Annotated in this window: 8 protein-coding genes; 4 read left to right on the top strand and 4 right to left on the bottom strand. The window is 53.4% G+C overall.

Annotated elements, in window-relative coordinates; genetic code table 11:
• Positions 1-28 precede the first annotated feature (28 nt).
• Positions 29-1,882, bottom strand: a complete 1,854-nt coding sequence (locus BIND_RS20370; RefSeq protein WP_012382802.1) for a heparinase II/III family protein — start codon at positions 1,880-1,882, stop codon at positions 29-31.
• 594 nt (positions 1,883-2,476) lie between these two features.
• Positions 2,477-3,703: an acyltransferase family protein gene (locus tag BIND_RS19690; RefSeq protein ID WP_012382801.1), complete on the bottom strand. Its 1,227-nt coding sequence runs from the start codon at positions 3,701-3,703 to the stop codon at positions 2,477-2,479.
• A gap of 568 nt (positions 3,704-4,271) precedes the next feature.
• On the opposite strand from BIND_RS19690, the gene BIND_RS19685 reads away from it, so the two are divergent.
• Positions 4,272-6,611 (top strand): polysaccharide biosynthesis tyrosine autokinase, encoded by a 2,340-nt coding sequence (locus BIND_RS19685; RefSeq protein WP_012382800.1) that lies wholly within the window; start codon positions 4,272-4,274, stop codon positions 6,609-6,611.
• A 490-nt stretch (positions 6,612-7,101) separates the two neighbouring features.
• Here BIND_RS19685 and BIND_RS19680 read toward each other — a convergent pair whose 3' ends face one another.
• A complete protein-coding gene (locus BIND_RS19680) occupies positions 7,102-8,172 on the bottom strand; it encodes an acyltransferase family protein (protein WP_012382799.1) in 1,071 nt (356 codons plus the stop codon).
• A 903-nt stretch (positions 8,173-9,075) separates the two neighbouring features.
• On the opposite strand from BIND_RS19680, the gene BIND_RS19675 reads away from it, so the two are divergent.
• From BIND_RS19675 to BIND_RS19665, 3 genes are all read left to right on the top strand, one after another.
• On the top strand, positions 9,076-10,383 hold the full coding sequence (locus BIND_RS19675) for a glycosyltransferase (protein WP_012382797.1): 1,308 nt from the start codon (positions 9,076-9,078) through the stop codon (positions 10,381-10,383).
• Between the two features lie 136 nt (positions 10,384-10,519).
• Complete coding sequence (locus BIND_RS19670; protein ID WP_041779137.1) at positions 10,520-11,863, top strand: lipopolysaccharide biosynthesis protein; 1,344 nt, start codon at positions 10,520-10,522, stop codon at positions 11,861-11,863.
• Positions 11,860-12,945, top strand: coding sequence for a glycosyltransferase family 9 protein (locus BIND_RS19665; RefSeq protein WP_012382795.1), 1,086 nt, complete (start codon positions 11,860-11,862; stop codon positions 12,943-12,945). The genes BIND_RS19670 and BIND_RS19665 overlap by 4 nt, the downstream gene beginning before the upstream one ends.
• 154 nt (positions 12,946-13,099) lie before the next feature.
• Here BIND_RS19665 and BIND_RS19660 read toward each other — a convergent pair whose 3' ends face one another.
• Positions 13,100-14,029, bottom strand: coding sequence for a 2OG-Fe(II) oxygenase (locus BIND_RS19660; protein ID WP_012382794.1), 930 nt, complete (start codon positions 14,027-14,029; stop codon positions 13,100-13,102).
• Between the last annotated feature and the right edge of the window lie 579 nt (positions 14,030-14,608).

Here is a 14,608-nt window from a genome sequence, read left to right as displayed (position 1 = left end):
GGCGGATGCGTTTCAAAGAGTGAAAACCTCATCCGTGTCGTTTCGGCTGAGTGGCTTCAAGCGTGGAGATGACCCGATCCAATGCTGAAGCGTCTAGGCCAATGTCCATGGCCGCATCTGTCTTGGCGATCATCAGAGCTGCGACGCGTTTATCGGAGGTCGGACCATCGGGATGCAGAACGACTTCCTGGGCGGGCTCGGGACAACGAGGTCCGGTCGGGAAATATTTAATGGTGTGTCCAATCGCCAGCGTTCCCTTAAGAGCCCGAAGAATAACGCGTTCCCCGGTTTCCTCACAGCCGAACACGATCCGTTTTGAATCTTTCTCCTGAATGTGCCAGATGGTGGGTACGAGAAAGGTGGAGACGGCTTCGAGGTCACCACGCCCCGTCCACAGATCGACGCTTGTCAGGATGCTGTCAGGCCAGAGGCCAAGCCACCGCGAGACACGTCCGCCAAAAGGATCAAACCCGTTCTGCCAGCCCGCGGCCATGACAGGTGCCCCGATCTTTGGAAGCGACGCTTCGGTGAAGAATTCGGCGCGTCCGCGTCGGCTCACGCGAAATGGGCCGATAAACTCGATCGGCTCGAGGCCCAAGAAGGTTGGACCATTATGCGATGCAGCCGACCGGCATCGATCTCGTTCTGGACTCGCCTTGTAGGAGGCAACTCCCGGGTCGACGAACAGACGCTTGTCGCCCAAGGAGAGCTCGAAGGATAGAAAATCGGCATGGGCATGGCCAGGATTATCATCCGGACCACAGGGGCCGGCATCGAAGATCGCTACGAGATCTCCACCTCTTAGCCGCGCATAGCCGGCATCGGGAAGAGCCACGACGCCTTCGCTCCAAACGCGCGGCCAGGCCCCGAGTGCTGCGGGTGTGGGACCATCCCCGACCGCAGCATCATTAAACACCGCAATACCACCATCGGGATGTGTCAAAATGGCCAGTGCCTCGCGCATGCGCGAGGCGATGTCACGCATGCGCGGCGCGAAGGCCTCGGGCAGGATATTGCCGGCAAGGAGCACGTCGACGTGACCGAGCACATGCGCCTGATAAGTGGGACTGCGCTCCAACTGCATTCCGTCGGCGCTGATTTGAGCGTCGATGACATCCAGGAATTCTGCGATCAGACGTTCGAACCGCTGATCCGTGCCGAAGGCATAGGCGATGAGGCATTGGGCAAAAACCTCACTGGCGAGATGATTATAGCCGAGATCATCCTCACGCAGGTAGGCGATGAGTTGCTCGAGAAGCGCAATGTGCTCGATGAGAGAAGTGACGGCCATATGAGAGGCCAGGGATGGATCGCGCTCCAGCAACAAGGACAAGGCCGCCAGGAGATTGATGGCGCGTCGAGCAACGGTCAATGAATGCCATGGGATGGGAAGGAAAGTGCCGGCGATCGGGGCTGCTTTGACCAGGCGGGCGACATAGCGATCGATCTGTTCGAGATCGGTGCGCGGATCACCCTTCACCAAGGTCGCTTGCTCGACGAAGCTCATAAAGAAACTGCGATTGACGTCGCTGGCCGGAATGCCGCCCTTTTTTGTCCAGGCGACATCATCAATGTCGTCGATGCGAACGCGATCGCCTGACGCAATGAAGATGAGCGTATCGGTATCAGCTTCGTAAAGGAAGGAACTGGCCGTGAGCTCGGCGATCTTCCGTGCCGCCTTCGTGAAGGCGGGCGTCGTGAGAAGCGTGATGATTTGGGTGCGCTGCGCTGCAGAAAGGGCTGGAGCGGAGGCCACTTTGGGCGATTTCAACAAGCGTCGCCAACGCATTTCCCGACGGCCGCGCAATAAAATCCTGCGCAAGGGAACATAGTGGAGAGCCACGAGAGTACGGCGCAACTTGAGAAGTTTGCTCTTCACCATACCGAACCTGTTCGTTGATTAAGGATCAACCCGAGGCACGTGGGAACGGCATCGGGCACGAGGCAGCCTCGAGGACATGACATGCCGGAGGGAGCCCAAAATCTCCTAGTGGTCCGACCCGGACATTGACATCCGCAAATGTCAGGATCAGTCGGTCCCCGAGGTTTTTCCGCTAGAATTCGAATAGTCGATTTTCATGGCCATTCGAACAGCCTCGAATGTTCGTGTTTTCCGGTAAAGAGCAAACGTTCGAGGACAAGAACTGGAGGAGTCTATCGGTCCTGGGATCGGACCGCAGAAGATAGAAAGGCATCATGGCAGGGCGTGCCGCAAGGAAATCTGGCACTGAATTATAAACTTTTTTAAACACACCTCGCATCGGAACGAAGGTCGTAAACAGCTTCTGACAAGAGCTCAGGACAGCTCGACAGCAAAATATTCAAGCCTCCTATTGCCTCTCCGTTGGCTTCGGCTTGAACGCTGAGCAGCATTGATTTTGCTTAAAAAAAGTCTGCCAATCCCGGCTTTGGCCGGGCAGGGCTGCTCAGCGAAAGAGTCAAAACTCCACGATCATCGCAAGCTATTCAAGGGCCTTCAGCTGCTGCTGGCCTCTATCGCAATATCCTCACGTTGGCGTTCGACTGGCCGTTTAGCCGCCAGAATGCGTTTAAACTTGAGTGCGGGACGCTCGACAAATGTCCAGGATACGGCCGAGAAAGCAATCGTAAAGACGATCGTGAGGGTGAGAAGCAGGATAATCGTGCCGTTGTTTTGCGGAACGCCGAATTTGACGACGAGCAAAAGCGCCATCAATTGCCCAATGGGCAGACCATACAGATAGAGTCCGTAGGAATAATCGGAATTCCGGATCAGCCTATCGAACCACCTTGTATCGATCATGCCGACATAGATCGCGCAATAACCAAGCAGCCAGGCGGAAATGGTGTCAAAGCCCCCGATGATCATCAGACTGAAATAGCCGAGGACACAGGCCAGGAACAGATAGAAATTGAGGATGATCTTGTGTGAAAAGAGATAGAAGACGACGCCGACGAAGAACATATAGACGACGAACCAGACGCTGAAGCGTGAGACCAATGGCGCGCGCGTGGGGAGATCGAGAAAGCCAGTTAGCTCGTTTGCGAATATGCCCAGCGTGAGGACGACGATGATCAGACCGAACAGCCGCTTCTTGTTTTGAATGCCGAACATCATCACGACGGCCATGATCAGATAACAATAAAATTCAGGGGCGAGTGTCCACAGATTGCCGTTGATGATGCGCGGCATGGGATTATTCTCGAAGACGCCCGGCAGGGTATAATGCGCTATTCCGAGTATGTTCAGGAAATAGACTCTGAACTGAGGGTCAGAGAAATAATCGGACAGCGGAACTGTGGTCGTCAGAGGGCCGAGGAGCAAGGCGCAGAGCGTCACTTCGGAAACCAGCGCGGGGAAAATCCTGAGGCCGCGAAAGGCGAGGAATGTGCGAATACTGCCCGTGCGGATGGCACTTCCCGATACGAGGAAGCCGCTGACCGCGAAAAAGGCGCCGACCAAAGCGAACCCAAGCGGCCGGAAGGCGGCGGAGGAAAAAAGGGTTGCGATAAAATCGGAAAAGCTGCTGACGCCAGGGGCCGTCTGTCCGACAAACTGGTTGGCATGTTTGACGCCCATAACGAGTCCGCGTGTGTGGACTGCGATAATGAGAAAGGCCAGCGCATGCCTCAGAAGCAGAAAGCCAGGATAAAACCCATCGTAATATCGGCGATTGTCTTCAATGGTCGCGAGGGAAAAACTGTTTCCACTATTCAGCTTCATTTGATCTCTCCGGGGAGACTATAGAATGGAGCGGTAAAGGTTTCAAGCAATGCAACCAGAGCTGTCACCAGATGGTAGTGATGGTGGAGAGATGGAGCCGTGTATCATGATGGCCGGATGGTGGCCAGAGCTCTTTTGTTTCGATAAGGAAATATACGACGCATTGCAGGATAATGTGAACCAACCTTGCCAGACGGGGTGGGTTTTGCGATGTCTTGATGGAAATTCTACGACAAAGAGCACCAGATCCTTGCGGAAATCTCCCTTTCCATGATCAAGGCGTCTTGGCGCCATAAAACGATCATCTGGGGCTGCGATAAATAAGTCTCTCAGGGCAAGACGCTTTCAATTTATCCCTTACATGGCCAGACGGGGGCAATCTTGACAAGCTGAGCGGTAACTTTCAATATCTTAGTAAAGATAGGTTTTCCTTGCGCCAGGTAAAAATACCCAGCCTGAATGAGGTTTATTAAATGAATAATTCTTGGGGTTCGATCTTAATCAAGCATGATGTATAGCCATAGACAATTTCAGGCAGTGGCTAAAATAAGGCATGGATCCCAACACAATGTTGAAATCTGTTGAGACATACCGTCTGCGGGAACAAACCGATATATCCGGGGAATCCGCTCGGGAAAATTGGAATTTCGCGCATATCAAGGCCATTATAGAACGCCAATGGAAATGGATCTGCGGTTGGGTCGTCGCGGGGCTTGTCGTTGCCGCTCTCTATCAGCTCGTGGCACCACCCATCTATACGGCGACCACGGACATTCTCACGGATGCCCCGCGTGTCTCAGCGGTATCCGATGCTTATGATGTGACGCGTTCAGCGTCCGGCGCCGATACGGGCTATACGGACAGTCAGGTTCAAATCCTCAAATCTGAACGCGTGGTCTTGGCCGTCATCGATGCGCTCAATCTCGAGAAAGAGCCGTCATTCCTCCCCACATGGATTCCCGTTATTACCCCGGTCGTGGGCTTTGTGAAATCCACCGCGCGGGGGATCGGACATTTATTCGGCATGAAATCAGATCCAAAAGATGCCGAATATGAATTGAGACGCCAAATCGTTCAGACTCTTATCAATAATGTATCCGTACAAAGGCTGGGCAGGACCTTCGTCATTGAAGTCAAGTTCACTTGGCGGGACCCGGTGCTTGCCGCGAAAATAGCGAATACATTCGCCGAACAATATCTCAAGGATCAGCTGAAGGCCAAATATGCCGCGGCGGAAACGGCCGGAACCTGGCTGCAAGCCCATATCGCGGAGCTGAGAGTGAAGGCGAATGCGGCCGATCTCGAAGTCCAGAAGTTCCGCGCGGACCATAATCTGCAAACCATCAACGGGATGCTGGTCAACGAGGATCAGCTTTCGAAGGCGAGTGCCCAGCTTGCCGATGCCCGTCAGAAGGTGGCCGACGCCGAGTCCAAGAAAACCAGAATTGATGCCATTCTCGCCTCCGGTGACGTCAGATCAGCCGTGACGGAGTCGCTTTCCAGCAAAGTCATCGACGCTTTGCGGTTGAAGCTCGCAGATGCTTCGCAAAGAGAGCAATATATTTCACAGAAATGGGGCGCGAACCATGCCTCCGCGCAAAATGCGCGCGCGGAGATCAAAAACTATGAAGCTCTTCTGTTCGAGGAACTGCGCCATATCGGTGAAACCTACAAGAGCGATTATGAGATCGCGAAGGACCATCTCGACGCGATCAACAAGAACGTCAACGAATTGATGCTTCAGGCTTCGGCAAATAACGAGGTCATGGTGCACTTGCGTGAGCTGACGAGCGAGGCCGATACTCTTAAAGAATTGTATCGTGTCAATCTGGAACGCTATCAGCAAACAATGCAGCAGGAATCCTTCCCGGGCAGCACGGCGCGCATCATCGGAGACGCGGCCAAGCCGATCGCCGTGGCGAGGAGTCCGTTTCTCGTCCTGGGACTCGGTCTGATCGGCGGGCTTTTTCTCGGTTGTGGAACGGCCTTGGCACGGGATGCCCTCGATCGGAGATTCTGGACCGAAGCGCAGGTTACATCCGAACTCGGTCTCGATGTGCTGGGTGTATTGCCCATCTTGCCAGCTGAGAAAGTTGCCGCGCCGGCCCAACCTGGAAGAGCGGGCGAACTCGGCGCATTGCCTACGCGGATGAAATTTACCCTCGATCAATCCTTCTCGATGGCTTCCGAGACGATGCGAGCGGTTAAAGTTGCAGTCGATATTTCCTTGACTGGCAAGCGCCCCAAAATCATTGGCGTCATATCCTCGGTCTCTGGCGAGGGTAAGACCATCGTCTCCAAAAACCTCGCGACGCTGATTGCCAGTCATGGCATCAAAACCATCTTGATCGATGGCGACCTGCATCGTTCCCGGCTGACTCTAGCCTTGAGTCCGACCGCTCAAGTCGGTTTAACGCAACTTTTGCGAGGCGTGTCGTCGTTGAAAGAGGTCATGCTTGTCGAGAACGATTCCGGTCTTGTTTTCCTCCCCGGTCCGGCGGGACAGCAGTTGGCGCATCCGAGCCACTTGCTCGCATCGGAAGCCATGGGCACCGTCCTGGAATATCTCGGAAGAGAGGGGTACGAATATATCATCGTCGACTTGCCGCCTCTGGACCCTGTCGTTGACGTCCGCGCGGCTGCGGAAATGTTCGACGCCTTCGTGATGGTTGTAGAATGGGGAAAAACGACGAAAGTGCAGGCCAAGGCCGCATTGACGAAGAATTATACCGTCATGCGGAAATGCATTGGCGTCGTGCTCAATAAAGTCGACCTCAAAATGATGAGGTCTTTCAGTGGCATGCAATATACGGAAAGTTATTACGGTGGCGATCTGGAAGAGGAAAGTGCTTCCAGAAGGCGTAGAGGTTCGATCTACCCAGGCGGGTTGCGCAGGTGGGTTCGATAGAAGGATCTGACAGGGGCAGAAGTAACAGACCTGAAAGTTGATCGCGCTCTCGGGATTAATCTAATGCCTAATGCCCCTTCAAAAATCTGGAGCATCAGACATCACCTTGAGTGTCTGATGCTCCAGTCCCAAATCAGCTCCGTTACCAAGTCTCATTGCCCGTGAGACGTGACGGTAGGGGAACAGGAAATTCAAACCAAAAGTGGGGCAGCTTTTGGTTTGAATTTATGTGTTTCCAAAGATCTATAATCATCGCTTCTGATCTCGATTGATAGAACGATCAGGGCTTTTTAGCAGTTGTCAGAATGTTCTTCGCCCGAAGGAATTTAAAGAAGAACATTCTGGAACGCGAAGGCGCGATCCGCGCCCCTTGGTATAAGACCATCAGTTGTAGAGAATGGCTGATGGGACACAATTCGCATGTTTGCTTGTGCTGAAAAAAGCAAACATGCGAGATTTCCCAAAGTGATCGCCTCCACCTCCATCCGCATTACGGATCCACCGCGCGAAGGCGTGGTTGGATAAAAAGACGTTTCGTCGACCGACCAATCGGCACCTCGATGAACAGATAGGCAAGATAGCCGATGCCAGTGGCCGCCGCCGTGGCGCCAAGCATGAAAGTTATGTTTCCTAACAGGCTCATGGGCTGCAGGCCGAGACGAACGGCAACGACACGGCAAAGGGTCAGTATGAAAGGATGGCAGAGATAGATCGTATAGGACGCATCGCCGATACGGGTCAGGATCACATGGCCAAAGCCGTCGTCATGATCGGGAAGCATCAGGGCGCAAGCCACGATCACGAGGGCAGGGAGACCAAAGAAGATGCTGCGCACGGCATGCGTGTTCTCCGCAACATCATCCGACAGGATCATGAAGAAGACGGCTCCGGCACAGGCCGCGAGAATGAGGGACACAGGGAGCTTGGGCAGCCCTCGCAGATAGGCGATCGCGAGAAGCATTCCGAAAACAAATTCGAGCATGATGTCGCGCGTATAGAATCGTGTGACAGGGCCGGGATCCGGCAGAAGAAAGCCAAGGAAGACAAGGGAAATGATGATCCCGACGGAGGTCGTCACCTTCGATTGCGGCCGCAGCAAGCCGATGGCGAAGATCAGATAAAAAAACATCTCATAATTCAGTGTCCAACCGACGCGCAGTAGTGGGGACACTGAATCGTCCAATGCCGGATTGGGATGCGCGACGAAGAAAAGGGAAAGAATGAGATGGGGGAGATTGAAGCTCGTGCCGCGAAAGACCGCAGGGGCCGCAATCGCGAGTGCCGCCGTCGCCAAAGTGTAGAACCAATAATTTGGGACGATGCGGCTGGCGCGGTTCAAAAGGAATTGGCTGCTGGTTTGTGGACGCGTTGAGGTCACATAGACCATAATAAAGCCACTGATGACGAAAAATACATCAACACCAGCCTGGGCAGCGTCGATACGAGGTATTGATCCGACCTCAGGAAACTGGTTTGCGGCATGAGCAAGAGCGACGCTGGCGGCTGCGAAGCCGCGCAGAATTTGTATATTGGTCAATGTGCGGCGTCTGGCAACGGTCATTCACAATTTCCCCGAGGCATCAAGAAGCAAGGCCTATTTAGCATATTTTAATTTCAGGAGAACAATTTACGTGGCTTCATAGATTGAAGACCTTCTCCCCGATTATCTCGCCAAAAGATTGTCAAAGAACCTTTGGGCGTGATGTATTGGATCGTCGCGTTGTCCATAACACACAATCTCTCCATGCCTTCACGTAACTTTGAACTTGATCTGGCACGAAAACAGCTTTAGGTCATCAATGAGTTCTCGATCCGCACGGCGCGCAAAAATTCGAGACTATTCCGGTCATGATTGTCCGCATCATGCATTAGCTTGTTAAAGTGACGCATTTTCTTTACCTGACGTTCGTACATAGGCGCCAAGGGCTCCATCGACGCTCTTTTGACGCCGAAGCAAGATCGCCTGCCGGACCCATTGATCGGAGTGATGCCAAGACGATAGAGCATCAATTCAAAGGTGGTGACTCTTTTGAATTAATTGACACGTTCCAACAATCCAGACCATCGTTCTTGAGGCCGAATTAACGAGCGATGTTTTAGTAAAAATTCGAATGCGTTCCGACGGTCCCAGCCATGAACGTCGTCGGTATGGTCGCTCTTGGCATCGATGGCACTATGGCCGCTGGCTGTGGAAGACTTGTCTCTATAACAGGATGTGAGGAACGGAATGCATGCCAGCCATGCGGGGAAACCATCATGGCAATGTAGTAAGAGGTTATGCTGGTAATATCTGCGAGGCCACTATATAGATATGCAGGCATATAGTGGATCTCGCGTGAGAAGCGTGATATTTCAGGCCGAATAACGAGAGCCACTTCCAGTTGACGATGGGGTGGTGGGGGCGGCCTTAACTGATAGACGTCTTACTTCCCAGTAACCTAATGCAGCCAGGGAGAGAGTTAAGGTGTCGAGCCACGACATTTTATTTCCGACTGAACCCGATGTAGAGCCTGCTGAACGCAAGTTGAGGATCTGCATCATTTATGGCCGCACTCCCTTGCCAATGCGGCGCGCAGACCAGTTAACCGTCGCCCATCTCATCGCTTTCCTGCATGCGCGCGGCCATGCAGTCAGCCTCTTTTATCTCGATACCGGTGGCCAGGCCACCGAAGCAGATCGTGAGTGGCTCAGACAGCATACGGAATTGTGCCAGGCCTATAAGTTCGGCAGATGGTCGGTTCTTCGCGGTTTGACGCGTGTCCTGACTGAGCGTGTCCCCGTGCAGGTCGGGTTGTTTTCGCATCCTCAGCAGATCCGCGAGGTTCGTGAACACATCAATAACAACGAATATGACATCGTTTATACATATTACTTCCGCAGCGCGGAAGTGACGAAGGGACTGGGTTTTCCCGCGGGAACGCCAAAATATCAGAGGGCCGGCCGGCCGGCCAGTTTTCTTGCCCTACAATTGTCGCAGACCCTGAATACAAAGCGCATTGCAAAGCAGGCGCCGAATATTCCGCTAAAGCTCTTCTATGAATTCGAGAGCCGGCTCGTCGAGCGCTATGAATCGCACGTTTGGAGGCATTTCACGAAATCGGTCCTCATCGGCAAAAGTGACGTTGAGGAAATCAGGACTGCGTGCCGCAAGAACAAACAACCAGAGATCGACAATTTCGTCTTTGGCGCGCATGGCACGGATGTGACCAGGTTTACGCCGCGAAAAGACATTCAGGTGAAACCTGATCATCTGGTCTTCTCTGGTGTGATGCGTACTCCGACCAATGTTCAGGCTGTCCAATGGTTCGCCAAAAATGCATGGCCCGCCGTGCTTCAGGAACGACCGAACGCGACTTGGGCGATTGTCGGCCGGGAACCCAGTGCTGAGGTGCGTGAGCTGGGCAAATTGCCTGGTGTCACAGTGACTGGCACTGTGCCCGATCCCGCCCTTTTGATCTCCGAAGCCGCTGTCTGCATTAACCCGATGCAGGCGGGAGGTGGTATGCAAAACAAGCTCATCGAGTTCATGGCGAGCGGCAAGGCGATCGTCGCGACCTCCGTGGCGAATGAAGGTGTCTCAGCACCGCCTGGGACATTGCTCATCGCCGATTCACCGACGGATTTCGCCAATGCGGTCATCCGGCTTCTGTCCGATCGTGTCTTAGCGGAAAAACTCGGCCACGCCGCGCGTGAATGCATTCTTAACGATTGGACATGGAAAGCGCATTTCCTGAAATTGGAAAACGCGTTTTACGAAAGCATCGATAATTGAGAGCGAGAGCATCAGACTTCGGAACTCCTGTCTGATGCTCTAGATTCCTGAAAACAACTCAAATATACCCAAAAATGACATTCATTTTTGGTTTGATGTTCGGGCCTCTACGGACAGCCTGGCGATATCTGGTTGTGTGACGACGAAAGAAGATACCGTGCGCTATCTGTATCCCATTATATTCAGATATGCTTCCCTGGTTCTGCAATTCGTGGTCATGGTTTTTATCACACGCAGACTGTCTCAGGGCGATGCTGGCATTTATTTGCAACTTTTCGGCATCATCAACGCGACCTATGTCTTTGTCGGCTTTGGTATTCCCGATGGAATTGTGAAATCGGTCGCGCATGCCGACGCCCTCGACCGTCGACATGAGATCCGGCCATTGGTTCGACGCGCCGCGCTTGCCACGGGGAGCACTTCCCTGGTCATGCTCATTCTCGGCGTGACGGCTGCAGAGCTCTTCAACGGGGGCTATGGCGAAGACCGTAGCCTGATCATCCTCGCGGCTATTTGGTGGCTCTGCTACGGCGCGACATTCTTTGCCGCTCAAGTGCTCGTCGCCCTCGGCGAAAGCGGCAAGGGAGCATTTTTCTTCTATCCCGCGATGAACATCGCCTTGTTCGGGACCTCCGTGCCTTATCTTGCGCTTGCGACGACGCCTGATATCCAGGCCACACTTGTCGCGACGATCATCGGGGGCCTTTTATGCAGCGTGGCGGCCCTCGCGACCGCAGGCTTCTATTATTCTACCTTTCCTTCCTCCTCCGAGCCTGTATCGCTGCGACCCGCGATGCGGCTCGGATTTTCGATTGGCCTTTCGCGCGTCCTTCAAAGCTCGATCCACTGGATTCCAGTCTGGGGCATCGGCGCCTTTCATGGTGCCGCCGCCGCTGCCACTCTGGGCACCGCCTCACGGCTCAATGTCGCCATTGCCGCTGTCATGGCGGCTATTCGTTTCACTATTCGTCCGGTCATCGTGCGTCATGCTGCCCGTAACGATTGGCAGGAGATCGCCATCGAGAGTTCCAAAGTCGCGACGCTTGCCACCCTCGTTAGTTTCGTGGCGCTCGCCGGCACGCTTCTGCTCGGGCCATTTGCCATCGGCCTGATCTTTGGCGAGAGCTATCGTGCCTCGGCCCTCCTTCTTGCCATTCTGCTTTTCGGCACATTAGGGGAGTGTGTCGGGGGCCCGGTCGATGAGATCCTCAAAATGACCAGCCGGGCCAATATTGTGCTCGCCATCTTGATTTGCGCGACGATGAGCGAGGCTCTATTGGTTTGGATATTCGGCGGTTTCGATGTCATCGTCACGGCCGTAATCCAGGCTGGCACCTTCGTCGGCATGTATGGATTCATGCTTTGGTTCGTCTGGCGCAAACATGGCGTCTGGGTCGGAGCAAACTTCACCCCTGCCTATATACAGACTCTTTTTCCCCGCCGGGGCGCTGTGAAGGGAGCGGAGGATATCTTGTCATGAAGAGCATTGGTATCTTTCAACATTGGGGCCTCGGCGATCTTTTGATGACGGTGCCCGTTTTGTCAGAGCTGCGGCGGCTTCACCCCGCCGCCCAGATCGTGCTGATCGTGCGCGGCAAGGCGCAGGCCGCCTTGCTGGCCAAATCGCCCCTTATCGACAAGATCCTCGAAGTACCGCCCAATAGCGAGAAACTGGACTTGCTGCGGTTCTTTTGGTCCTTGCGGCAATATCATTTCGAGGCGGTCTATATCGGCACGCGGATCACGCCACTGGTTCCCCTTTTGCTGCGCCTCGTGACTGGGGTTTCGACGATCATCGGTGACGGGAACCGCCTCGGCTGGCTCTACACACATCGCAACACTATCGATCCGGCTGTCCATCGCGTCGACCGGATGCTCCAAACTCTATCGCTCTGGACAGGACATAAGGTCGAAGAGCCGGATTTTCCCTTACCCATCGCCGAAGAACCGCGGCGATTGGCCATGGCGACCTTGGAGGCTCAGGGCCTGACCAATGCCCGCTTCTTCACGATCCATCCTGGCAGCAGCCGTGGACCAGGCATTGAGAAGCGCGTCCCGGTGCGGCTTGTCAAAGACGTCATTGCGGGCCTGCGCAAATACGATCCAGACTTGCGCTTCGTGATCCTTTTCGGCCCGGACGATCAGGATCTGATCCCCTCTTTCACGCCGCCAGAACCGGGGATCAGCCTGATCTCGGGCGCTAGTCTCGATGAAACCAAGTTTGTCCTGTCCCGGTCCTGGGGCTTTCTCGGCAGCGATTCCGCGCTCGGCCACATTGCGGCATCCGCCTATAACGTGCCGACCATTACTCCAATCGGCCCGACCAATCCGTTGGAAACGCATCCCTATAATGCACTTTCGCGCATCGTGCAGAGCCGCGAGGAATTTGATTGTCGGCCTTGCTGGTTCACCCCCCTGCAAGGCAATTGTCCCCATGCCGCCCGTTGCATGACCACCATCACCGTCGATCAGATTCTGGATGTCGTCGCCACTTGGCCGAAGCATCGGATATCTGCAAAATCAGCAATGGTTCCAGAGCCGGGCGTCCATGCAGCGGAGTAACGATCGCCAAAGCGGTTCTGCGGTGAATTTGGCTCGTTTCGAAGGAGATGACCGACCATCGATTATTTGCTGATCGATGGTCGCAAGTCTTTTGCTTTTCGATTATTGAAGCCCCAAATTCTTCCAAAAAGGGCGTCTTTTTTGGTCTAATGCTCTAGCGATTGGTTTTGCTAGGATGTCGCGCAGATGCCAATTTACGCACAACATCTATCAGAACGGGTGGCGTGAAATATTTGAGCGTATTCTTCAATTTTTCCTGTTTCTGCACCAATGAGACAGTTTTGCCGAACTGGGTCGGGTGATAGGCTTCCCCGGCCTTGGCAGTGCCTACGTTGCTGTAGAAATAGGTGGCCGCTGACCTCCGGTGGCGCCCGTCCGGAGCGTTCACAGGCGTTGGATGGCCATGAAGGCTCTTGGAGGATTGTAAGAACACGACCGACCGGCCAAATTCCGGAATGACGCGGACAGATGGCTCATCCTTGTCCATATCCCAAAGCTCGAGCTCGCCGCCATATTCGGGACGCCAATTCTTATTGAGATAGGTAATGAAGACAAGACGGTTGTCGAGCCGTGTCACGCGATGTTGGTTGAAGTCGATATGGGCTGCGAATTTGCCACCAGTCGGAATATCATGGAGCCCCCCACTATAGAGCGCAGGGTCCGTAATAAGACCTTCAATTCCTGTTACATTTTCCATAAATTCGACAAAACGGCCAGAATAGACCGTATCGAAATAAAGTTGGCTGGCATTGCCGAACCGTGTGTTCGGCGCGGATCCGCGCTTGAACTCATTGACATTGTCGTGGCGACGCCAATCGTTCCAGTTGAGGCGCTCGAAATCGACGAGCATCAGTTCGAGCAGGCGCGGGTTGATGAGGCCGTCGAGGACGAGATATGGAAAGGGCTTCGCCGCGAGGAACGCTTTGTTGAGGTTTTTCACGGTCTGCGGGGTGAAAATGGCAGAATTGACGATCTCGTCGAGGCCAATAGAGACCCCGTCGATCACGACGTGATCGCCTATGGATCCGTTATCTGCGGTGGAGGGAGAGAAGCTCGGCAGAACAAGCATAGTATCTTCAAGCATAGATAACCATCTCCCGATACTATACAAATTATAACATGTAAACTCATAATATAAACTAATTATATTAAGCCATTTACAGCGATAATATACTATTTATTGAACACAAACCTGCGGGCATCATTATAAATTGATGCCTTAATGAACGCCAAGAATTTTTACCTAAATCTTGCGGACTTCAATTGACACTATATAATTTTTTATTCACGATATTAAAACTATGGCAGAAATGCAATCCATGCCATTATCAATTTATTGAAAAATAAATGATATAGAAACTGAGATCATAGAATCTCCATGAAAATGCCATAATTCAATTGAGCATCTAGCCGCTAGCGATGGATGCAAGCGCTCTAGTGCTGTGTTACAGGAAACGAACTTCTTGAGGTAAATCAATCCGCTGGGCTCCTACGGAGCAGTAAGCACTATATAGCGCAAACCTTGACAAGGGCCCCATTCTAAGGGACCTCCGGAAATTCCAGCGACAATTTGTCTCATGCGATCGCTTGGACGTTTCTGTTGGAACCTCTCGGTGCCAGTTTTCCGAGGGGCGATCAATTAAATCATCTTGCCTGACGAGAC

This window comes from Beijerinckia indica subsp. indica ATCC 9039 (genome assembly GCF_000019845.1).
GTDB lineage: Bacteria > Pseudomonadota > Alphaproteobacteria > Rhizobiales > Beijerinckiaceae > Beijerinckia > Beijerinckia indica.
The sequence above is the reverse complement of the archived record's forward strand: the minus strand, read 5'-3'. Positions and strand labels throughout refer to the sequence as shown.

Bases quoted from the DNA above. Each gene is read 5' to 3' on its own strand.
- BIND_RS20370 (WP_012382802.1), bottom strand. From the start codon at position 1,882: ATGGTGAAGAGCAAACTTCTCAAGTTGCGCCGTACTCTCGTGGCTCTC.
- BIND_RS19690 (WP_012382801.1), bottom strand. From the start codon at position 3,703: ATGAAGCTGAATAGTGGAAACAGTTTTTCCCTCGCGACCATTGAAGAC.
- BIND_RS19685 (WP_012382800.1), top strand. From the start codon at position 4,272: ATGTTGAAATCTGTTGAGACATACCGTCTGCGGGAACAAACCGATATA.
- BIND_RS19680 (WP_012382799.1), bottom strand. From the start codon at position 8,172: ATGACCGTTGCCAGACGCCGCACATTGACCAATATACAAATTCTGCGC.
- BIND_RS19665 (WP_012382795.1), top strand. From the start codon at position 11,860: ATGAAGAGCATTGGTATCTTTCAACATTGGGGCCTCGGCGATCTTTTG.
- BIND_RS19660 (WP_012382794.1), bottom strand. From the start codon at position 14,029: ATGCTTGAAGATACTATGCTTGTTCTGCCGAGCTTCTCTCCCTCCACC.